At 41.6% G+C, this 22,417-nt stretch carries 15 protein-coding genes; 12 read left to right on the top strand and 3 right to left on the bottom strand.

The window, feature by feature from the left end; all coding sequences use genetic code 11:
- Window positions 1-13 precede the first annotated feature (13 nt).
- From MNR06_RS10770 to MNR06_RS10755, 4 genes are all read left to right on the top strand, one after another.
- A complete protein-coding gene (locus tag MNR06_RS10770; RefSeq protein ID WP_243535901.1) occupies window positions 14-6,145 on the top strand; it encodes a hypothetical protein in 6,132 nt (2,043 codons plus the stop codon).
- Between the two features lie 153 nt (window positions 6,146-6,298).
- Window positions 6,299-7,366 (top strand): hypothetical protein, encoded by a 1,068-nt coding sequence (locus MNR06_RS10765; protein ID WP_243535900.1) that lies wholly within the window; start codon window positions 6,299-6,301, stop codon window positions 7,364-7,366.
- Window positions 7,363-8,793 (top strand): vWA domain-containing protein, encoded by a 1,431-nt coding sequence (locus MNR06_RS10760; protein ID WP_243535898.1) that lies wholly within the window; start codon window positions 7,363-7,365, stop codon window positions 8,791-8,793. Before MNR06_RS10765 ends, MNR06_RS10760 begins: the two co-directional genes overlap by 4 nt.
- Window positions 8,790-10,007, top strand: a complete 1,218-nt coding sequence (locus MNR06_RS10755; RefSeq protein WP_243535896.1) for a hypothetical protein — start codon at window positions 8,790-8,792, stop codon at window positions 10,005-10,007. Before MNR06_RS10760 ends, MNR06_RS10755 begins: the two co-directional genes overlap by 4 nt.
- Here MNR06_RS10755 and MNR06_RS10750 read toward each other — a convergent pair.
- Window positions 10,002-10,448 (bottom strand): hypothetical protein, encoded by a 447-nt coding sequence (locus MNR06_RS10750; protein ID WP_243535894.1) that lies wholly within the window; start codon window positions 10,446-10,448, stop codon window positions 10,002-10,004. The genes MNR06_RS10755 and MNR06_RS10750 overlap by 6 nt on opposite strands.
- A 161-nt stretch (window positions 10,449-10,609) precedes the next feature.
- Between MNR06_RS10750 and MNR06_RS10745 the strand changes: the two genes are divergently transcribed.
- A complete protein-coding gene (locus MNR06_RS10745; RefSeq protein WP_243535892.1) occupies window positions 10,610-11,422 on the top strand; it encodes a motility protein A in 813 nt (270 codons plus the stop codon).
- Between the two features lies 1 nt (window position 11,423).
- Window positions 11,424-12,401: an OmpA/MotB family protein gene (locus MNR06_RS10740; RefSeq protein WP_243535890.1), complete on the top strand. Its 978-nt coding sequence runs from the start codon at window positions 11,424-11,426 to the stop codon at window positions 12,399-12,401.
- A 53-nt stretch (window positions 12,402-12,454) separates the two neighbouring features.
- Here MNR06_RS10740 and MNR06_RS10735 read toward each other — a convergent pair whose 3' ends face one another.
- A complete protein-coding gene (locus tag MNR06_RS10735; RefSeq protein WP_243535888.1) occupies window positions 12,455-13,066 on the bottom strand; it encodes a hypothetical protein in 612 nt (203 codons plus the stop codon).
- An 80-nt stretch (window positions 13,067-13,146) separates the two neighbouring features.
- Between MNR06_RS10735 and MNR06_RS10730 the strand changes: the two genes are divergently transcribed.
- The 4 genes from MNR06_RS10730 to MNR06_RS10715 are packed head-to-tail and all read left to right on the top strand — an operon-like array spanning window position 13,147 to window position 17,301.
- Entirely contained in the window at window positions 13,147-14,031 is an 885-nt protein-coding gene (locus MNR06_RS10730; protein ID WP_243535886.1) for a tetratricopeptide repeat protein, read from the top strand.
- Window positions 14,031-14,612 (top strand): hypothetical protein, encoded by a 582-nt coding sequence (locus MNR06_RS10725; protein WP_243535884.1) that lies wholly within the window; start codon window positions 14,031-14,033, stop codon window positions 14,610-14,612. The genes MNR06_RS10730 and MNR06_RS10725 overlap by 1 nt, the downstream gene beginning before the upstream one ends.
- On the top strand, window positions 14,612-15,574 hold the full coding sequence (locus MNR06_RS10720) for a hypothetical protein (protein WP_243535882.1): 963 nt from the start codon (window positions 14,612-14,614) through the stop codon (window positions 15,572-15,574). Before MNR06_RS10725 ends, MNR06_RS10720 begins: the two co-directional genes overlap by 1 nt.
- The gene (locus MNR06_RS10715) at window positions 15,571-17,301 is read left to right on the top strand and encodes a FliG C-terminal domain-containing protein (protein WP_243535880.1); all 1,731 of its coding nucleotides are present in this window, start codon (window positions 15,571-15,573) and stop codon (window positions 17,299-17,301) included. Before MNR06_RS10720 ends, MNR06_RS10715 begins: the two co-directional genes overlap by 4 nt.
- Before the next feature lie 50 nt (window positions 17,302-17,351).
- Here the strand turns inward: MNR06_RS10715 and MNR06_RS10710 are convergent, their stop codons facing one another.
- Window positions 17,352-19,010 (bottom strand): SpoIIE family protein phosphatase, encoded by a 1,659-nt coding sequence (locus MNR06_RS10710; RefSeq protein WP_243535878.1) that lies wholly within the window; start codon window positions 19,008-19,010, stop codon window positions 17,352-17,354.
- 168 nt (window positions 19,011-19,178) lie between these two features.
- Between MNR06_RS10710 and MNR06_RS10705 the strand changes: the two genes are divergently transcribed.
- Window positions 19,179-21,221: a hypothetical protein gene (locus MNR06_RS10705; RefSeq protein ID WP_243535876.1), complete on the top strand. Its 2,043-nt coding sequence runs from the start codon at window positions 19,179-19,181 to the stop codon at window positions 21,219-21,221.
- Window positions 21,205-22,416 carry a hypothetical protein gene (locus MNR06_RS10700; RefSeq protein WP_243535874.1) on the top strand — a complete coding sequence of 404 codons (1,212 nt, stop codon included), beginning with the start codon at window positions 21,205-21,207 and terminating at the stop codon, window positions 22,414-22,416. The genes MNR06_RS10705 and MNR06_RS10700 overlap by 17 nt, the downstream gene beginning before the upstream one ends.
- Window position 22,417: the final 1 nt, after the last annotated feature.

The following is a 22,417-nucleotide window of genomic DNA, read 5'->3' as shown; positions in this document are numbered from 1 at the left end:
GGATTACAAGTTTATGTTAAGAAAATGGGTGGTCGTACTCTTATTAGCCCTGTCGACAACAGGGTGTCTAGAGGAATCGGGGAAGTCGAGTGAAATCGTCATTCCTCCGGGCGGACTCATTCAACTTGATGTTTCCACGGTGAACAAAGTCAGTGACAATAAATATTCTTTGTATCTAACTGAATTTGTTCAAGCAGATAAGAAAACAAAAAATCTTTTAGATCTTACGACTGACAACAAACCAAGTTTGATTAAACAGATTATGCCCAAAGGCCTTGAGCCCAGCGGAGCCCTAGTCGCGAAAATCGTCATGGAATATAGAACCACGCCGTGGTTTGCACTAGTTTATCCAGAACAAATTATTAAGCCGACCCTAGAGACAACCTTAGTTTATAATCTTCTGTCTTCCTATCCAGATCGGGATCTTGCTACTTTCACAGCTTCTGAAGTAAGTGAAATTCTAGTAGAGATTGAAAAATTCAAGTCTTCAAGAATGGCCTTATTTGGAATCGATCAAAATTACAATCCTGATCATTTGTATCGTTTTTTAAGAAATGGCCTTTCTAATGACGCCAGCTTTTTGACTTTCCTAAAAAAATTCAGCCTGAATTATGATTTTAATACTGATGGTGATGTTTTATCAGAACCATACCCTTTCGGAATTCTAAATCGTGCTCCAATCTTAGATGATAAATCAACCACTCGCGTAGTTCAGCAACGTGTTCAGGAAGAAAAAGTTTTAGAAGTCAAAGCGACTGCCCGTGATCCCGATGGGGATCAAGTGTTTTATGCGTGGATGTGGGATGACGCATTGGTGGATGCTAAAGAAGGTGTCGCTCGCATTAAACCATCTTATGAAGATGGCAAAGCGGATAACTATGAACTAAGCGTGTTGGTTTCTGATGGCGGTAAAATTGCCCGGGTAGACTGGCCAGTTTTCGTTGAAAACGTAAATCGTCGTCCCGTATTTTCCCATTCATGTACATTAAGTGCTTTAGAAAATGAAGAGTGGACTTGCAGTGTTTCTTACAGCGATCCAGATGGTGATGGTATAAAATTAAAAGTTGATGCCCTTACAGGTTCAAATCCAGTTTACATCGACGGTCAAGCAGCCCCTGTTGAAATTACCGGAAAAAATCAGATCCAAGTTCGCTGGACTCCGAACAATGAAGACGCGCGCAAAAAATCAAATTCAATTATTTTAGAGTTATTAGATGATAATGCCGGGTTAACAATGGCGACTCTTGCAGTCAGTGTAAGTGACAGTAACAAGTCACCGATCCTATTGGGTGGAGTTAATCCAATTGCTGATGCCGCTGTTGAATTTGACTACTGCGCTTTGCAAAGTACGGATGGACTTGCTCCATATCAATTTTATTTAGACTTTCAAGATCCCGATAATGTCGCGGATATCCCGTCAAACCCACCAGATCAGATTACTTTTACTACTGGCGGAAATCTTAACTCCAATATTAGTAAAGTCGGGGATCCCGTAGTTTTAGCCGATCGTATCCGTCAAACTTTCATGTGGAAGCCGACCCATGCTTTATTAAAGGGAACTTTCATCGTCAGTTTAAGGGATAATCATGGTGGAGTAACTCCACCGATTAGCTTATCTTTGACAGCCGAAAACAGAAATACAAAGCCTTGTCTAGTAGCGACGGATTTCCTTTTAAGCCTGAATGAGTTGAATCCCAATAATAAGGGTAACTTCAGTAGCTCTGACCGCGACGGGGACCCGGTTTGGATAGAGTACTATGGCTTTGTTAGTAACAATTCTTTAGATGCGCTTAAACATATTGAAGATTGTACTGCGGGTCAGCCGATTACTTTAAAACGTAATATTACGATGTCAGAACCAACATTCCGTAAAAATGCGGCAACAATGTGTTTTAGAACTCACTATAACACAGAGACAAACGCAGGCGGAATTGCAGGTTACGTCAAGTTTTCGCGTCTGACTGAAGATACGGCGAACAGGACAATTCCTAAAGGTTTTGTTTTATCTTCAACTGTTGCTGAAAATGGTTATGTCATGGAATTTGAGACTATGAATGCCGTGACCGTAGAACCAGGCGATCTAGATATTTACGTGCCGGTGAAAGGCAAAAACCGCACGGCCACAGTGAATAACGTGAATCTAATTACTCCCGCATTGAGCGATGCCAATTTAAAAGTTAAAAATGAAGCTAATATTGATGATCGCGGACTTGTGACATTCTATCGTACGGTTGCTGGCGGTGCCGTCGCGATTCCAAGAGGCACAATAGTTAAAACGAATAACAACCCAAGCATAGAATTCGAAGTGCCGACAGATTTTACTTTTGCTGCAGCAGCTGGTGCATCAGAAATGAAAGTGCCTGTATGGCGAAGAACTTTAAATTTGACTGCCGATAAGCTTTTAAATTTAGGTGCTGTGATAGCTGGCCCTGCAATGACTGCTAGAACTGTTTCTGGCCTTATAGACTTTAATGAAAGCAAAGGAAATCCTGGCACAGCGGCTTCGACGATAAATAAACTTTTAAGAATTCGTGGCCTAGATGGATATCGAGCTCCCGCGAATTCGATCACATTATTTGATGCAGCTCTGCCACCTGAAGCGACGACCTTAAAAGTTACAAACACGGCAATCATAGTTCACGAAGGTAAAGTTAGATTTACTCGCACATCATCGGCGACGTCATTTACTTTGCCTGTGGGAACTGTGCTTCGCACTGCGAACATGACGAGATATGAGTTAGCGGAAGCTTTAATCATGAACGCAGGCGAAACTTTAAAAAACATCTGGGTTCGCCGTATTGATAACTTGGCGCAAACAACCTCGACCCCTTACGCGAACTCAAGAGTGATCACAGTACGCTTCACTGATTCAAACAATCCGACGCGCTTAATTTCAACTCCGGTGATTGAGGCTTCTGAAGGAGTGAATTTAACCGGTGGCCTAATTGAAGTTTCAGATTCATCGCAAGCTATCCCAGTTCCGTTATTAAGTTTAGATGAGTATTGGTATCCCAAAGACAGCGTCGATTACTATAGCTTTGATGTCGTCGCGCAAGGGACGGCACCGTCAGGAACATATAAATTTTGTCGCGAACCGGGGGCCTTTGCTGCTGCTTGTACGGCGTGTAACGTGAATCCACCGGCGGTCGCTTGGAGATTCTTTTTTAAAAGTGCAAAATGTTATATGCGCTACGTTCCGCACGTGAATGACTACTCTGGCACATTTAGCTTTAAGATGACCATAAGAGAGCATTTTGCTTACGGAGGAAGTGCAACTTCATCAACGAATTTAACTCTTTATGTAAAAGAAGTGAATGATACGCCTATCATAACAGATTCCGCATTCAACGCGTATGGTGGTGGAGTTGGAACTGTTCACACAAATCCGATCTATGTCGGAGAGTACAGTGAAAACACGGAATCTTTTTATAGTATTTATGTAAAAGACACAGATAAAGGTGGCGAGTTAAAAACCGTCAACTTTGATTTGGATTCTCAAGTATGGGATGTAAAGACGTCCACTTGGCGTCCAACCCCAGCAGGTTTAAAAATTGATATTGAAAAGCGTGAAAATCTGACGGCTTCATCAGGAAGTAAAACAACGGCCAAGATCGTCTGGAAGCCAACGGATGCAGACGCGAAAAAATTTGCTGGCAATGACGGTTTTGTTATCAAAGTAAAAGTTTATGATGCTAAGACCATGCCTGACGCGCAAACGTTTACTTACGCGTATTATAAAATAAAAGTGATCAATAATAACCAGGTGCCAACTATTGGTGCCATCGCTACCGACAATAAGTTCACTATTTATGCTGATACATATTTTACTAAAGATTTTTATCTTTATGACAATGATGCCTACATTCCTGATGCGGGAACTTTTGCGACAAAACTAACATTATGTCGGGATTCAAACTCTAATACAGTATTGCATCCCACTTTAGATGGTGCCTCGGCAGATCCATTTGTGTGTCATGCGACTTCAGCATACTGGGCAGAAGAGCTTACGACCTTTGAGCCTGGCTATCAGAAAAATATGTCGATCACACAGTGTTCAAGTGGCGGAGCTGTCATTGCAGACTTAGCAGTTCCAAAATTAAGTGCGATTGGGCCCACGGAAGTGGAAAATGGCGTTCTAAAACAAAAATACCGTTTAGAATGGTGTCCTCAAAGAAATCATATCGGCGAGTTTTCTGCTGAAATCTTTGTTAATGATAATGGCGATACGAATCGTGATGGATTGGCATTATCACGGGCTGTCAGTGCGACTCCGTTACGGTTTAAAATTATTTCACCAGTATTCTTAGAAAGCCCAAGAGTGAACATCTCAAATGTACCAGTTCACTTTATGCCTCATACATCAGCGAACATGGCTAGCAACCCCTTCCGCTATGAAGTGATCGCTAATAATTCGCAAAAAAATCCATTAGAATATACACTGTTAAACTCGCCACGGGCTTGCGGTGAAGCTAATGGAATGTGTATCGACGCGCAGAAAGGTATCATCACTTGGAATCCTGCCTACCCAGGGGACATCACACCTGTGGACGGAGTAGGAAACCTAGTGCGCGTTAAGGTCCGAGATACAGTGACTGGCGATTCAGATATCGCGCACTTCTATTTGAAAGTTCAAAATCCTTTAACTCCATTTGAAGAGTCACCGGTTATATCTGCAGTGTTACCAGCAACCACTGATGTTTTAGTAGCGGAAAAGGAATTATTAAATTTATCGGTGACTGCATCGGATCCAAATCCAAACGACACGTTATTTTATCGTTGGTATGTAAATGACGAATTAAAATCGGACGAAGGCTCAACCTACTCATTTAAGCCTTCTGATACGGATGGTTCTGCAGATCCAGATGGAACGGGTCCACTAAAAGTAGGAGAATATAAAATCCGCGTTGAAGTGACAGATGGAAACTTCATGACTTCCCGCACCTGGAATATTCGTATCAGAAATACTTATTTATTGGGTGAAACGCTTTTTGATATTTTCACCGCGCGCCCACAAAGCTTACCATCGCAAAATCCGTATGAGTTAAGCTGGCTTGCAGAAGTCGCCCACTCGACAACACTAGGAACGGATTCCATGGATCATCTTATCTTTTCTGGAAGTTATAAGATTGGCGTCTTCGTGAAACATTTCCTTTGGGACTTGTTGATTGTAAACGGCACTGTAACTAAGCCAAATGGTTCGCTGTCAAATCCACCGTGGAACTTCTTTGAGGACTTGCCATGGTTAAGCGGAACTAAAACGGATCGAATGGCGATAGTACCCACTGGAACTACTTTTGATGTTATCTTAACTTCGCAAGTTCCTAGAGCGGGTCCGTTCGGAGTTACTACTGAAGCCTTACGTATCCCAGCCACAGATTTTACCACCTTAGCTTTAAGCAGCGGTAATAAATGTACCGGTGATTGTCCATTGCAGCTTTATACAAGTGACGCTAGCTCTGATGATCGCTTAACAGCATCAATGGATTCGTTATACGTGTTTTTTGCTAATGATGCCCGTGATAAACTTTATTACGACTATTTGACTCCAGCGACGCCAGTGCTGATTAGAAATTTCGGTACTGAAAAAGTCTCTGGAATGGCATTAAACCGTGCGATAGATCGACTGTACGTAACAACCCAGCAAACTGCACCATCGATTGCGCATAAAATTTATGTCTTTAATGTCGCACCACTTCGTTCAGGGGCAGCTGCTGTACTACTATCATCAATGCCGATTTATGACGGTGTGCCCGCCCACGAAGATTGTAAGCCCACCGATATTGCCATTGATCCGGTTACCAATCGTGTGATCATTTTGTTATCTGGAACGGGTGGTGTTGCGACCTTCCCTGATAGCGGTGCAACAACACCGGTTGTTGGCGATATTCAATTTGTGGGAGTGAATGAAATTAGTTCATCACCATTTGACGTGCCGGGCGCAGGCAAACGTTTGGTGGTCAAAGCAGACGATCGTCTGGTGATCGGCACAATGCGCGATTCAAACCAAGTGTTCACTATTGATTTAACAAATTTCAATGTGTACACAAATTCCGTTCAAGACCCTGTGGATAGTATTATCGCATATTCTTCAGGGCAACTTGTTCTTGTCAGTCGCGGCAAGGGCCGAATTTTCAAAGCTCGCTAATTTCACATTGTTTCTTTCATAGGGGCCTCATACCATTAAACAGTGAGGCCTCTTCTTTGTATTTTCATTCTTATTTTTTTAAGTTTCACCGCCGTTGCAAATCCCATAACGGACACCTCTTTTATTAAGAAAAATGCTGTTCCTATCCGTCGAATGATGGATGATGTCGCGGTCATTCCGAATAACAAACTTATTAAAGTTGGCGAGCTCGTTGTTGTTGTAAGACCCTCTGAAGACAACATCGAAGTCATCGCTCGGGGAAGTGTTGAAAACATCCAAAATAATGAGCTGTTGATCTTACTGGATGGCGCTTCGGTCACGAAGTTCCCAAAAGCAAAAGACCTTGTTGTTTCCTTAGCAAAGTTAAATCCACAAGTTTTTGACGAGCCTCCTCCTGACAAGTCTCCAGAAATTCGTGAGGATGTTCCGGATCCCTATGAACCAGGGTATATGGTTTTGGATTTTGGTCCCTATCAAGGGAAATTTGAAAGTCAATCACCCAACAGCGCAAACCAATATAAAATATTTAACAACGATTTCGTATCTACGCACTTTCTTTGGTACTTTGATTTTGTCTGGCGCTACGGAATTGAATACGAGGCCGCTGGTGGCAACGTTCCTGTGAAATCCTATAATCGAGTTTCAAAGGCTACCAGTTATAAGGAAAGCTCCTTAGCCATTCATTACCGTTTCTTACCTATCTGGAAAGAACTGCGTCCCACATTAAAATTAATTTCCAAGAATTCTACTTTTACTACAGAAAATGATGATGAATACGTGATGTCTTCTTCTGCTTCAGGCATGGGATTCGGGACGAACTTCCATTATCTTTTTAATGACAATCTTTTTAAATCCATTCAAAGATTTGATTGGTCACTTAATAAAACTTATTTTGAACTCGCGTACTTTCCTTCTTATACCGTGAAAGACACAGGCGTCACTCGCGGTGACAGTGGATCGGGGACAGCCCTTGAAATGAAGGCGGGTGTGATATTTTTATTTCATTTACGCTTCATTCCGTTTTTCAAAAGATGGTCTTTGGATCTAAGCACCGGAGTCAATCAAAGCCAGTTCAGCTTTAGTGGTCCTACCGTTGATCCGGTGGATGGATTCACGCAAATTCCAGAGGGGCAAACGTATAATGAAACTCAAAACTTCATTAAGCTGACCTTGGGATTGCGAATGGATGACTATATTGGAAAGGCATTAAAACCGCGATGAAATCATGGTTCATTATTCCTCTTCTATTGTCTTTTATTCCAGTGGCTTTTGCACAAGAAGGCTCAGATGCAAACATTCCCGCTGTCGATGAACCAGTGGATCCGCAGGGAATTATTCAACTAAAGTCTTCGGATCTTTTAGATAAGATGGATTTCAAACCGATAGATGTCCCTGCAAATTTAACCGGGGAAGTGGCGGCAGAGGAACTTAAAGAGCAAGTTCCGCCATTGGTGGAATATGTTATCGATAGTTCGGGTTCCATGGGACAGATTCTTACCGGTAAAAAAACTAAGATATATGTTTTAAAGAAAATCTTAAACAAATACCTGATGGCTCAGTGGACTGAAAAAGCAGCCAGCGGACTTCGTGTTTTTGGTGGCAGAAGAAAAAAAGATTGTAAGGATAACTTTTTAGCAATTCCGCCAAAGTCAGGAAATTTGGGCGCTATTGAAGGTGTGGTAAAGGGCTTTGAACCCGTTGGCATGACCCCTTTGGCGTTTGCACTTCGCGATGCTACCAAGGATCTTAAAGATTACAATGGTCCAAAAAGAATTGTTCTTTTTACTGACGGTGAAGAAACCTGTGGGCAAGATCCGTGTAAGACAGTTGAGCAGTTGAAAGCATCGACAGTTGATATAAAATTCTTTGTGGTCGCATTTGGTCTGCGTGATCAGCTGGATACTTTAAAAAAATTAGCCTGCATTGGCGATATGAACCAAGCAGATAATGAAGAACAGCTGGATGAACTTTTTCAGGATCTTGATAAGAAGTTAAATCCAAATAAGAATCTTTTTGTCGAAAGTCCGGAACCTAAAGCCACGGTTTTTTTATTTAAGGCAAGTTCCCCTGATATTATCTATCGGAAGTTCCCAGCCAACCTAGGTATTGAAGTGCCGCCAGGAGATTACGTCGCCATTGTAAACTTAAAGCCAAAATACAAGTTTCAAAAGTTCACAATCCCCGCAAAAAAGAAAATTACACTGAGGGTAAAAGGGGACGGATATTTTCAAGCCAATTTTATGCAAAAGTTGATGAAGATTGAGCTTCTAGATAAAAATAAGAAAGCTGTGCGAAAATTTACCAGTGATGTCCGCGTCGCCTTGCCGCAAGGACGCTGGAGTTTGCGATTTTACCGAGAACCATTTTTTGAAAAAGTCATCGATAACTACCTGATTATTCCCAACGCCGAATATGTTTACAATATTGAAGAAGCGGGGGCCGCTATTGTCGATGATCCCAAAGTTCGTGGGGTCTATGTGTATGACGGAAAGGTCGCGCTTTTAGGAAACCATCTGACCAATTTTCCAGTGGTGTTAGGCAAAGGTGTTTACGAAATTCGTGTCGACAAATCTTGTGTTTTTAAAGATGTTATCATGGGATCAAACAAAGATCTTGTAAGGCTTAGCTGCGATAAGGTGAAAAAGTGACAACTTCAAAGAATGCTCTTCCGTTGTTTATTAAAATCCCAGCAATTGCTGCAGGGTTTTTGGCTTTGATCCTTGTATTTACAATTCTTTTTGAAGAAATGCCTGAAGAGAAACCTTTAAAGTCTTGCAAAATTCAAAAGCACGGTGAATTCAAAGAGGCCTCACTAATCAGTCATTTATTCAGAGATAAAAACGGTGAATATATAGCCGCGATGTTGAATCCCAAAAAAGACACGTGGCTTGTTAGCAAATTTCTTTTTAGCGCTGATTTCACCCCTTATCTGGAACCGTTAAGTACTAAAGAAAATTACTTAACTGCGGTGGGTGAAAACACCTATGAACTTATCGGCAATTATGATGATTGGGCTTTCGTCAAAACCGGGCAAGGTCGAATAGTACCGGTTTCAGTTAAAGACGGAAGGATCGCTATGCACACAAGTTTGGGTCTGTGTGGTGCGAAGTGGGAAGACGAAACAAAACTGACCCGACTTAATCAAAAAGTAGCAGTGCTTTGGGATTCCAAAGGACGCTTGGGATTTTATAACATTGGTTCTTTGTCAGAATTGATTCCTCGAGAGATGCCTAAATCTCCTGATACATTAATGGGTGTTGAAACCGGGAATGTATTAAAGGTTGAAAGCTGCCAGAACCAGTTCGTGAATACGAAAGCGCGGGTGCGAATTGAGTCAGGAATTCTTGCTTATTCTTCGGGTGAATCAAGAAATGTAGCTGCCTACAAGGTTCAGCCTGAACAGATGGATTTAAAGCCCTTAGAAATGAATTTCAAGACAGAACAATTTTCAGATTTTTTTGTGACTGAAAATCTATTCATCGGTTTTAAGATCAGTGATTGGTTGGATCGAAATGAAAAATGGAGTTTAAAACCGTTGATGGTGCCGGAAAGCCCAATTAAGGATATTACCATCAATCATCCCCTGGGCTTTAAGAAGGATTATAGTGTCTTCGGCGAGCCTGAATCCACTTCTTTCTGGGTTGCAGAGAAATGGAAAAAGTGGGGCTTTCTAAATAGATATATTTTAAGTCACGTGTCGGCTGATGGAAGCAAAGAAAGCTTTGAGCTAAATGATGAAAACGCAGAGAAAGCTTTAACTGCTAAAGGTCTTTGGAAGATCTTTCCAGGGAACCGCCACATGTTTATCGCAAACAAATCAGCTGCTCCACTGAGTTATTCTTTAGTAGAATGCGGATTATAAAATACTTTGGTGAATTTCTGACAGATTCTGTTTTTTCATAACAGGCTTTTCTTCAAAGCTTTGCCCTTGTGACAAATTCCAATAAGTTGGCGCTTTGCCGTGAGGTTCAGCGCTTTCTTGCTGAGGACCGTCTTTACGAACTACTTTTTTCGCTAGGTAAGTAAGTTGGGTCTTAGCGATATCCAACTCTTTTCGCATCTTTTGTTCCGACTCAATGGAACGATTCCATAAAACGTAAATACCTTGAACTTCTTTTTTTGCAGAATCTAGAGCATTTTCAGAAGCCGATAAAAGATCTTTCAATTTTGCCACGTCGGCCTGTGCCGCTTTTAGGAGCTTTGCCAGCTTCGATTCGCCTCTCATGCGGGACGCTTCCTTAAAAATAAAAAAGGCCTCGACAGCGCAAACTAGCAAAAATACCGTGATAAATACGTCTTTCATAGGCCCATCCTTGTTCCTTTAAGTTAATTTATCAGAGATAAGAAACAGCTTCTTAACAAGAGTTGCGGAACACCGCCAAATCTAAGCCAAGGCCCAGTTTAGGGTTCCGAATATTAATACGAAAAATAGAGAAGAAGATTAGCACCTTTTTCGGAGGAACAATGAACTTCGCCGGTATATTTGGTTTGATTTCAGCAATTGCGATTGCTGCTTTCTCGATCCTGGACTCTGCGAAAAACCCTAAAATTTTTGCAGACCCTCACGGGATAGTCCTGGTGGTTGGTGGTACGATTACCGTCGCACTTCTTAGCTTTAATTTTAAAAGCCTGTGGAACGCTCTAAAAATCGTCACTCGCAAAATGTTGGGTCGAGAAAGAGTCGACTATCACGGTACAATTGAAACAATCGTTGAGATTTCAGAGGCGTATCGCCGTGATCCAAAGAGTGTTCCTTCTGTTTTAAAGTCTACAACTCACCCGTTCATTAAAGACGGTGTACAGCTTTTAGTCGAGTATGGCTTTAGCTATGAAGAACTTGATGACGTACTTACGAACTCTTTACGTGGTAAAAAGAAACGCGACGAAGAAGAAATGAAAGTATGGCATACAATGTCTCGCTTCCCTCCGGCATTCGGTCTTTTGGGTGCGACACTTGGTATGATCTCGTTACTTCAAACTTTGGGTGATCCTGGCGCTCAAGATCGCATCGGTCCTGCGATGGCAACAGCTCTAGTAGCAACTTTCTACGGTCTAGTTGTAGCAAACTTAGTTTTAATTCCCATCAGTGAAAAATTGCAAACTGTGTCGCATTCGGATGTGACTTTACGAGAGATCATTAAAGAAGGAATTCTTTTAGTTCATGAAAAAAAGCATCCTTTATTCATAAAAGAATACTTAAAGTCTTTCTTGTCTCCGAACCAACGTCAGGAATCAAGTGCCCCGGCTCGCGGAGAATCAGCGAAGAAGGCGGCATAACATGGGACGAAGCGAAGGCAAACGCAGAAGAATACATTTAGAAGAAAAGCCGCATACAATGGTTCATGACGAGTCGAACTGGCTTGTCAGCTACGCTGATATGATGACTCTTCTTTTTGGATTCTTCGTTTTGATGTATTCATTGACTCGCTTTGACGGCAATAAGTTCGATCTAGTTCGTAAAGAAATTGCTAAGTACTTTGGTGGAAACATTAAAGAAATTAGCGCAGTATTAATGGCCGAACAAAAGATTGTGAACATTCTTAAAGGCTCTGGCGACATGAATGGTGTCGAAATCATGAAAGGCCCCGAGGAAAACACTCTTCTATTAAAGTTTGACGGTGAAGTTTTATTTGAATCTGGCGCTGTTGAAGTGAAAGAACAAGCTAAGCCCCAACTTCGTAAAGTTGTTTCTGCATTAAGATCCGTTCAAGGTGTAGAAAAAATCAACGTCGAAGGTCATACTGATAATGATCCAATCGCAAGTGGCTTAGTGAAATCAAATTGGGAACTATCTTCTTTACGCGCAGGTTCTGTCGTTCGTTACTTTGAAGAAAGCGGAATAGAAGCTAAATTTCTTTCGGCAGTAGGGTATGGATCGGCAAAACCTCTTGCACCCAATGAAGATAAAGAGGGTTTAGATATTCCTGCCAATAAGGCGTTAAACCGTCGCGTAGTGGTTGCAGTAAAACTGATGGATCCTGAAGCGTTTTATCGTTTGCAGCAAAAGCAATTCTCTAAGCAGTTAAGCAAAGAGGAAATTGAACAGCAGCAAAAACAGGCTTCTTTGCAAGAAAAAATGAAGCTTGCCCAGAACCGTTTAGAAGAAGCGCAAAGAAAGTTTCGTGAACAGCAAGATCAGAAAAAACGTGAAGCTGCCTTGCTTAAGTTAGAAAAACAAATTGAGAATTTGGAATCAAAAGCAAAACAGTTTGAAGAAAAAACATCTACGAACCAAGCTCCAACCCAGCCTCAATAAGTGAAAAAAATAAGTTAAAACTAAAAACGGAGTCTTAGGGCTCCGTTTTTTATTTAGTAATAAGATGTTGTGAAAGCGACGAAAAAGCCGATGCCGGAATAACGAAGGGCTGTATCGCCCTGAGAGCTGCTGCCTTCGCGGGTTGCAAGCTCGATGCTAATTAAAGAATTGGGTCTGAAAGGGTATTCAAATCCAGCGCCCAACATAAATTCATAAACCAATGAGCTGAATGAAAATGATTGATTCGTATCAGCGGGATCATATTTGTTCAGATTGAAATTCACTGGCGTCAAAGACGCGAAAGTGTAAAAGCCAGGTTTCGATTTTTGTACCAGCGTATCGTTAGAGCTTTCATAGGCAGAAGAAAGACCGCGCAAATAATAATACCCACTAACCCCAATCCCTGAGATCGCGGTCATACCAAACGGGCTTCCAACATCTAGAATATAATGGACCCCAATACGGGAGTTCATCGAAGGTAGGTCCCACAGGACGGAAGGCTGGAGTGTCATCATCGCAGCAAGGGGTTCCTCATCGACGAGTTCCCCGGCAGAGACCATGGTGTTGAACATACCGAGCTTCATGCGAATGACTGGCGCTTGGAATTCACCAAATGCGAACTGCGGAACAGTTAAAAGTAGGACCAAGGTTAGTATGTTTTTCATATATATGTTCTTTTTCAAGCTTTGAACGGAAACTGTAATAAGTCAACTAACGCGGACTCTATGGATGGAGGAATTCGGTGATGTTTTTTAGGCGGCAACTATTGGTGTTGTCTTGTGCTGCGCTTACTCCATTGGCTTTCACAGCATGTGCAGGAAAATATTCGATCAAGTCGTACCCTTCCGGTGCGAAAGTGTACATCAAAGATGTGCAAAGTCAGGAAAAGAAACTTCTGGGAATTGCTCCATTGCAAGTTCAAGAAGAATCAAAGCTAGGTGACGTTTTCTTTTTAATCTTTGAAAAACAAAATTACCGCACTAAAGAAGTGATGGTGAAAGTCAATGAAGGTGAAAGCCTTGCTGTGGCCTCGCGTCTAGAGCCGCTTTCAGATGAAGAGAAAAAAGCTGAAGAGTTAGCTCAGAACGATGATAAAAAACAAGATCCTCAGCAACCAAAACCTGAAGATAAGAAAAAGCCCGAAGATAAAAAGATGGATGAGATGCTTGCTGAGCTTCAAGACTTGAAACTTCGCGTGGCGCTTTTAGAAAACACAGCCTCTTTTACCAAGGATGCTTTGTTTTCACCGCGTTTAGCAGGTGGCATGCCAGGAGCTGAGCGTGATCGTGGCGACAGAGTTGTGGGCCATATTTTTCAGGGTCAGCAGCTTATTATGAAAGGTCAATACGATAAAGCCATTGAACAGATTGATAAAGCTTTGGTGCTAGATGAATACAGCAACAATGCTTGGTTGCTAAAAGGCTCTATCAAATATCTGCAAAAAGATTTCAATGGCGCGAAGATCGCATGGGAAAGAACTTTGAAGTTAGATCCGTATAATAAAGTTGCTTATCAATATCTTTCAGACGTTTATAAGAAGCTAGGTATGGAGCCACTTCCTAAAACGGGGGCAGAAATGCGTTATCCTGCCTCTGCGGTAGAAATCGAAAAACGGAATAAGGTTCGTTAATGAGAGTATTAGTACTTATAGTTTTATTAATGATCGGTGTTCAAGCTCAAGCCTATCTGACCTCGGATTGGGATGTGAGCATGGGTATGACATCATTAAAGTATAAGTACTCGAATCTTGTTGATGATTCTTTAGAGTCCTCATCTACCATTGAAGTAAATTACAGCGTAAATAATCCATCCTTAAACACAGCCATGACTTTGTCTTTTATGGAGGCTGCGGGTGGCGGAGGCCAACAGCTGCCGTTCACACGCATTGCCGTCGGGGCTCGATATTATATGTTTGGTGTTAACGGTGTCAGAGTTGTTATGGATAGTACATCGGAAGCTAAGGTGTGGCGTCCGACTCCGTTTATAGCCATTAATGCTGGCTTAAGTAATCTTGCAGTTGAAGGTTTTAATGCTTCACTTTTAGATCTAAGTGTTCGTGGTGGAGTCGAAGTTCCTCTTTATTCTGATTTACTTATCATTGGCCAAGTGGCCCTAGGTTCTAGTTTGACTTCAGCGGCTTCAGAGGATGAAGCCGTTACCTATAACTCTATGACTTTGTTTGCGGGTATTCGCTTCGTGGGATTTGAATAATGAATATGAAAAAGAAGTTGGGAATAGGCATTGCTTTAGTTGCGGTATTAGGAGGCGGCATCCTTCTAAAAGATCGTTTTAAAACAGTGAATCCTTTTGCTGCAAAAAAATCCGCGAAAGATAACTGGGCAGATTTGAAAAGGTCCCATTCCTTAGCGGTCAATACCCATATGGGATCACCTGCCGGAAAAGCTTGGCAAGACCGCAATTTTACCAAACTTCTAGAAATGTTCGGGGAAAATAAAAGTCAGCAAGACAACCGTAACTTCTTTCAGGCTAGTATTTTTGTGCTTGATCAAATTAACCCCGAGTGGAAGCCAGAAGAAAAAGATCAGGCCCAAGCTGTACAAAAAAGGTTGGTTGAGTATTTAACAGCAGACAGAGCAGATGTCGTCGGCGAAGAGGCTAAAGTCTATAGTTATGCCACTAAAGTACTAATTAAAATTGGTCCCCTTGCTGACGATCAACTGAAGAGTTTAGAAAAATTCTATAACCACAGTAAAAATCGCAATCAGCGCGATGTCGTTGCTGACGCACTTATCCGAAGTATTCCATTATCAGCGGCTGGCAAATCAATTATTTCAAACATGGTGAATTCAAAAAATGATGTCACCCAAGGTTTGTTATTGGTTGGACAGGTGAAAGATCCCGAAGCCCAACAAGATCTTCTGAATCAAGTTTATAAAAAATATACCTCTTACCCCGCGCCGTTGCGTCCAATGATATATAAGCAACTAGTGGTTAATCATTCTTTAATTAAAGGCGATCTTAAAAAATATCTTAAAGAGATGGCAGGAAATAAAGAGCAGGAATGGAATGATGCCTTCCTGATTGGTGTAAAAGAGTTGGATTGTATTAATGATTTCCGCAGTGATGTGGAGCGAATCGAAAAAGAAACTCAGTATCCACACATAAAAATGCTGGCAAATAATATCTTAACCAGTGGAAAAGGTGCGCGATGAAAAATCTTATATTCATCCTGATAACAGGTTTACTGTCGCCGGTTCTTGCGCAAGCGCAATACCTTGAAGAAATGGGTTCGCTTGAAAATCTTTACGAAACACGTGCTCGATCAGTGTTAAATACGATTCTGCGTCCTACCGATTACACGTTGGTGGTTGCGATTGATTTAGATCGTGATGATAAAAAATTAAAAGAATTCCAGGATGAGGTGGAAGTTCAATATCTTCCAGGCATGCCCCTGATGGGGGACCTGCCTGCAGCGCCTAAAGCAACAAATAAACTTCATGAAATGAAATCGCGCACTGATATTAGTGTTGTGCTTTCGCGCAATGTAAGCCCTGAAGTTGAAAAGGTGATCAAAGATCTTTTAACTTCGAAATTGCATTTAGATGCCACTGCTGGTGATACCGTCAACGTCAGAAGAATCACTTTACCTTCCGATCCTGTGCCTGCAGAGCCGGGACCTGAAACTTTACCAGAGCTTACTTGGAAAATGTGGACCCTGATTGTGATTTTATCCTTGCTTGCTTTGTCTGGATTGATGTTCTGGGCATGGAGACGTGGCAAAGCACGTGATCCAAACAAAGACGTTTTTGAAAATCATGAATATAAACATCAGCCCAAAGATCAGGATCCGACAGTGGAAAAACCTGTGGAAATTCCGGTGGCTGAAGCAGCCGCTCCTGAAATTGAATATAATGAATTTAATATGGATGCTGTAAAATCCCATATCATCGCGATCGCGGCACAGTACCCTGCCATGGCATCAAGAGCTATTACAGAGTACTGTTTAAATGAGTCAGCTGATAATGCAACCATCATGATGGAATGGTTAGGTTGGGATACATCTAAAAAAATCTTTAGTGAAGTTCCAGCAATGGCTTGGGCCCGTATCGGCCACGCCGTAAAAGAAAGAAAGGAAGAGCTGACGAAGCAGCACACAGAAAAAGCTGTGCGTGAAAGCTATAAAGCCATTCTTTCAGCTTATATCGAACATGAAATGTCAGAAGATGAAAGCAATCCATTTTCTTTCGTATTAAAAATGAAAGAAGAAGAACGCCAGCAAATCTTAGATAAAGAAACCGCGGCACACATTGCTGTTTTCTGTTTGCATGCCCCTGCAGAAGTGACTGCGGGTATCTTAGCGAATCTAGATCCGGATAAAAGAGTTCGCGTGATGGCAGAGCTTTCGCGCATTGAAAAGCTTCCGCACAATGTCGTGCAGAAGGTGGTTCAGTCATTTAATCAAAGACTGACCGATCTGCGTGTTCAACCAGAGCCTAAAGTAGAAGGTGCCTCAGTACTTGCCAAGGTCATTCGTGGCATGACGGCCGAAGAAGAAATGGATGTATTGGCACTATTTGCCAGTGATAATCCAGAAGAGCTTGAGCGTGTACGTCGTACGATCTTAATCTTTGATGACTTAAAGCTGGTGCCATCTGACATCTTGTCTGAAGTTCTAAGCAGTTATGAAGTGGAAGCACTTTATGCAGCGATGTTTAAAACCCATGCCACTTTAAGCTCAAGATTGCTTGCTGCTTTGCCGGAAAGAAAGGCTATGGTTGTTGAGCGAGAGCTTTCTGATATGGTTATGATTCCGCAAAGGAAGAAATCGGCTGAAATTCGCCGAGAAATTTGCAAACAAGTAGAAGCGATTTTGAATTCTCGTTCAATCCGTATTGCAGATCTTGTTGATGGTTCCGTTGCGAATATAAGAATGGCTTAATTAAATATAGATATATAAAAAAAGAGAGCTTTATCTAAAGCTCTCTTTTTTTATTTCAAGAAGATATTTACAAAGGTGATGTCGTCCGGCTGTTCGATCCCTTCAGTATATTCCGAAATCCTTCTGGCTATTTGATCATGTAAACTGCGTTGAGAGTTTTTATTGGCCGAATCCACTGCCATTTTTATCACGCCTCTTTCACTAAATGCTTTGGCCTCTTTATCTACTGCATCTACTAAACCATCGGTGTAAACTAAAAGATTTTGTCCGGAAGTAAAAGCCAGGGATTCATTGATATATTCATAGCTTCGTTCGTGACCTAAGCGTTTCCCGTTAGCTTCTGTTAAAAAGTTAAGATCGCCTTTTTTAATCTTTGTACCGCTTTCAACTACGGGGACCACAAAGGGAACGTCATGGCTGGCGTTAGAATATGTAAGCTTTTTTTGGTCTATGTCGTAGACGCAGGCGAATGCTGTCATCATCTTTTCACCTTTGGCAACATCGCAAAGAACCTTATTTAACATTCCAAGAATTCTTGCAGGATCCCAGATGTCTTCATCCACGGAAAGAGAAAGTACCGATCTTGCAGCGGCCGTGATCAAAGCTGCGGGAACTCCGTGGCCGGTCGCATCGCCAACGAAAAGAAAGATTTTTTTGTCGTCACAATAATAGTACCAAAGATCACCACCGCATTCTGATGCAGGTTTGTAAAAACCTTTTACATTATAAAGATCGTGTTCCACTTTATTTTTAGGAAGCAAAGTGCTTTGCACTTCCTTAGCAGTTTCAAGTTCTGATTCCATGCGGGCTTTTTCGGCCGTTTGGGCAAGCAGACTTTCAATTTTAGCAAGCATCGAGTTATAAACATCGGCCATCTTGCCAACTTCATCTTGGGAATGGAGTTTCAAGGGCCTTGCAGTTCCACTTTTGGTGAATTGGCTCATGCCACTCGCAAGTTTAGAAAGATTCTGAGTCAAAGTATCAACCCCAAAGAACATCGCGACTAATCCAATGATTAAGATAATCACTGAAACCAAAAGAGTTTTGTTCATCGTTTTTTCAACAACTGCAAACACTTGGCCTTTATCAAAGACTTGAAAGACATAGGAATTAATCTGTGCGACGAATTTGAAAGAAATAAGATAGCTTCTTGCGCCTAGTTTGATTTCTTTAACACCACTTTTTTGATCTAAGACGCTAGCAAGCTGAGAATTGTACTGCGAAAGCGCTGAAAAAACCGGAGGAAAATGCCATTGGGTTTCAGCAGGGGAATAAAATCCTAACTGCGGATTTTGCAGGGCCTCTTTCAAATAGGGAAACTGCATCTCTCCGTAAATGTAAAATTCTCCTTGCCGGAAGAAAACTTGCAACCATTCTGGCTTTTTTAAATCTGTTGCTGTTAGTACTTGCTGATCTTGAAGTCTCAGAAGCTTTTGTTGTAGCACCGGCCCTAGGCTAAAGTCAGTTCCAATAAAATCCATGAGTTGTAAAGAGCCTTGCACATTTCTATACAGAAAAATTCGTCCCCAGTTTTGTTTGACCGCAACTTCTTTCAGCTGCGGATTAAATACAGAGGTTGTTGGATCAAAAAAGAGCAAAGCCGTTTTAATTTTCTCAAAGCTGGTTTGAAAATCTTTTTGTAACTTCGATGATTCAGTTTCTACGCGATCCAAAGCTGTCGAATAAAGATATGATCTTTTATCCGACATAAAGGCGTCGCGATTGATTAGAAATATCGTCAACGACGAGAGGACCAGAAGAACAGATGTGATTACTAAGAACTTTAATTTAATTGGCATCAAACAACCATCTCAGACATAATTGAATAATCATCTATGAAAAAAATCATCCTCGCGAGTCTCATAGGATTGTCTCTTTTGTCTTTGTTTTTGGCAAAGGATTATCTGTTTCACAGTCAAGGTGATGAGTCCGCTTTAGGTGTTCCTTTGGCTGAAGTCAAAGAACTAAGCAATGAGTTAAAGTTTAAACATTCTTCTGCGGTTTTTTGGGCTGAAGCCCAGAAAAATCAGAAGTTGTTCAATGGAACAGAAGTTTTCACCGGCGTAAATTCTAATGCGATGATCGAAATGAAGAATAAGAACCGCATTCATGTGCCAGAGGAAACCCTTTTGCGAATAAGCGAAGACGCAACGGCGCCGGGTGGTCTAGCTTTAAACTTAGATAAGGGTTCGCTGCAAATTATAGGTGGCGGCGTAGGCAAGGGTTTAAAATTAAGGATCGCTGGGAATGATCTTGAACTTTCAGGAAATGAATCCTTCGGTCTTTTTCTTAAAAAAGATGATGTTGGTGTATTAACTCTTTCGGTTTCATCTGGTTCTTTAGAATTAAAATCTGGAGATACGAAGCGCGTCCTAAGCGTGGGGGAAGCTATTAAAGTCGAGAGCCCCTCAGAAACCAAATCTGATAGCGAAGTTCCATCTAGTAAACCGGCAAAAATTGAAATAGCTGAAGTTGTTAATGAAAAAATTCAATTGCTAAATCCACCCCATCAAAAAGTTCTTTATGGGCAGGGGTTGGAGTTTTTCAAATGGCAACCGCAAGAGGAAGCAAAAATTACTCTTGAATACAGCTCAAGCCCGGATTTCTTAACCGATCTTGTGAGGATGGATGTAACAGGCCTATCTGAGACTGTAATTCCCAAAGAACTAAAGCCGGGGCAATATTACTGGCGAATTATCGCAGTTAAAAATAATATCCCACAGTTTTCTGAAATTCGAATTTTTGGTGTCGAGATTTTAAAAGGCAACGAGGCCGGTAAACCCGTACTGCAGTTCAAAGAACGAGGCAAGTGGCAGCTTACGTTGCCAGTTAAAGATGCCAAGTTCGGCGAACAGTTTCATTTTCAAGTAAGTCGTAATTCTGAATTCACAAATATCTTCGACGAATATCAGGGGCCCCAACCCATGAAAAGTCTGATTGATGAAAACGGAGAGTTCTTTATACGCTTAAGGAAAGTGTATGAAGGCGGACATCTTTCAGATTGGTCGGCTCCGGTTAGATTGCAGGTTCGAGCGCCATTGACGTCTCCGGAATTGCAAAAGCAGCCTGAGTTCTTAAATAATAGTGATCAGGTTGAAGCGAAACTGACATGGACGGACGTTCCATTTGCAGTGGACTATTTAATTCAGCTCTCTGAAACGCCAAAATTTGGGACGATTGTAAAAAACGTGGTGGTGGCCCGATCACCCTATGTTCTTCGTCACAGCCTACCCCAACAAACCTACATGCGGGTGTTAGCAAGGTCTTCAGAAGGGGAGTATTCACTCCCGTCCCAGGCGTTCAAAATCAAAGGTCTTCTAAAAGGTCCGTTCCTTGAAAGAAAAGAAGTTTTACCAGCGCTTTACGAAAAACCAGAGACATCGCCCCAATTGCATTTACTATGGGCTCATCGCGACCAAAGCAAAAAGTACCGCGTCGAAATGAGCCGGGATCAAAAACTAGCAAATTCCCAGAGCTATGAAACTGACAATGTAGAATTCTTTAAAGAGGTTAATGAAGAAGGTTGGTATTACTTTAGGGTGTGGTCTCTTGGTGACACGGAAAAGTATCTTTTAGCTCCAACATCCATTTTAGCTGTTTCATTTTCTAAGCCTGGGAATTTAATTACCCCGAAACTAGTCACCCCCAAAAACAAGGAAGTGTTCCTGGTGCCAAAGGGTGTTCCTGTGTCGATCAAATTTACTTGGACTGAATCCCCACACAATGAATGGTACACCTTGCAATTGGCGCAAAATCCAAGCTTTAAGAATCCGATTGAGCACAAAATTGAGGGCCAAGAATACGTATTAAAGTCAGCAATAAAAAATGGCCAGTGGTACTTCCGCGTTCAGGGCCGCAACAAATATCAAGCCTCTGCTTGGAGTGAAACAGGAGTATTCTACTTTGGCGTTTCCCAGTAGAATTCTTTTTATTTCGATTGTTTGTTTTTTTTGCTTAGCCGCTCATGCGCAAGAGCTGAACAAGGCTATTGTTAAAGTGGTTCCGTTTTCATCTTTGCAAAAGGGCCTGCATCCGTTTCAAACAGATTGCCGAAATATTTTACGTGAACCTCAGGTTCAGTGGGATCAAATTGAAATTGTTAGCTTTAAGGCGCAATCCGCACTGCAGTTAAAAATATCAGGGGAAGTACTGGAAAATTTAGATGTCAGATTCTGGAGTCGCCGGATTCTTCTTTACGATAAAAATAAAAAACCGTTAAAGCCGGTGATTCTGCCTGCAATCAGTTTGCCCTTAAAAAATGAAACCGGATATTTCCTGATTTCCGTGAATGTCCCTGAAGAAGCCAATATGATTTCAGTTCCCTTAGAGTTTTATGGTGCCGATCGTTTTCGCTATTTAATTCACGTACGTAATGTACATCAAGAAATGACTGCTGAAGCATATCCGAATCTAGATAAGGTAGGTCGGGACTTTTGCACCCGTGATCTGATGTGGGCGGGTGTTGGCTTGATGGGGGCAGTGCAAAAGCAAGACACCAGTCCCGTTGAAACAACTTTGGATCTTTCATCATTTACTTTTGATAATTTATCGTTTGAAAAAAGATGGAATTGGAAGGTGGATCGATCCATTCGTGTATTCGCGCATTCCGGTACTTTTCAATTCAATAATTTCTTAGATGTTGCTGGGGCTGAAAGAGTGATTGATATAAATACTGACGTCACCTTCACGCGCAGGCACTGGAACTACAAAAATAGTTTATTTAAAGTTCAATACGGGTATTTAGGGTCTGCCAATTTTGAACGTCGACCGTACGCTGTGATTTTAAGTTCTACCGAAGGATCAATAAGCGTAGGCCAGCATTTAAGTGTAGCGGCCGGGGGCTATGCTGAACTCTTTTCCCATAATAATAAATGGTACACCGAAGCCACCTTAAGGTTTCATCCGCTTCATCTAGGTCTTGATCACACTTATAGCGGTATAGGCTTTTCAGGAAGTTTAGGTATAGCAAGGCCCTTTGGATACGAAAAAGCCCTAGGAATATATTCTTACGGAACTATGTTTCAAGGAAAACATTCAGGTTCAGATACTAAAGACAACTCTGATGTCTTTTACTTTCAAACCCATCTAGAAATTCGTTACGGCTGGTTATTTTAGT

This window comes from Bdellovibrio reynosensis (assembly GCF_022814725.1).
In the GTDB taxonomy this organism is placed as follows: Bacteria; Bdellovibrionota; Bdellovibrionia; order Bdellovibrionales; family Bdellovibrionaceae; genus Bdellovibrio; species Bdellovibrio reynosensis.
This window is presented reverse-complemented; position numbering and strand designations above follow the sequence as displayed.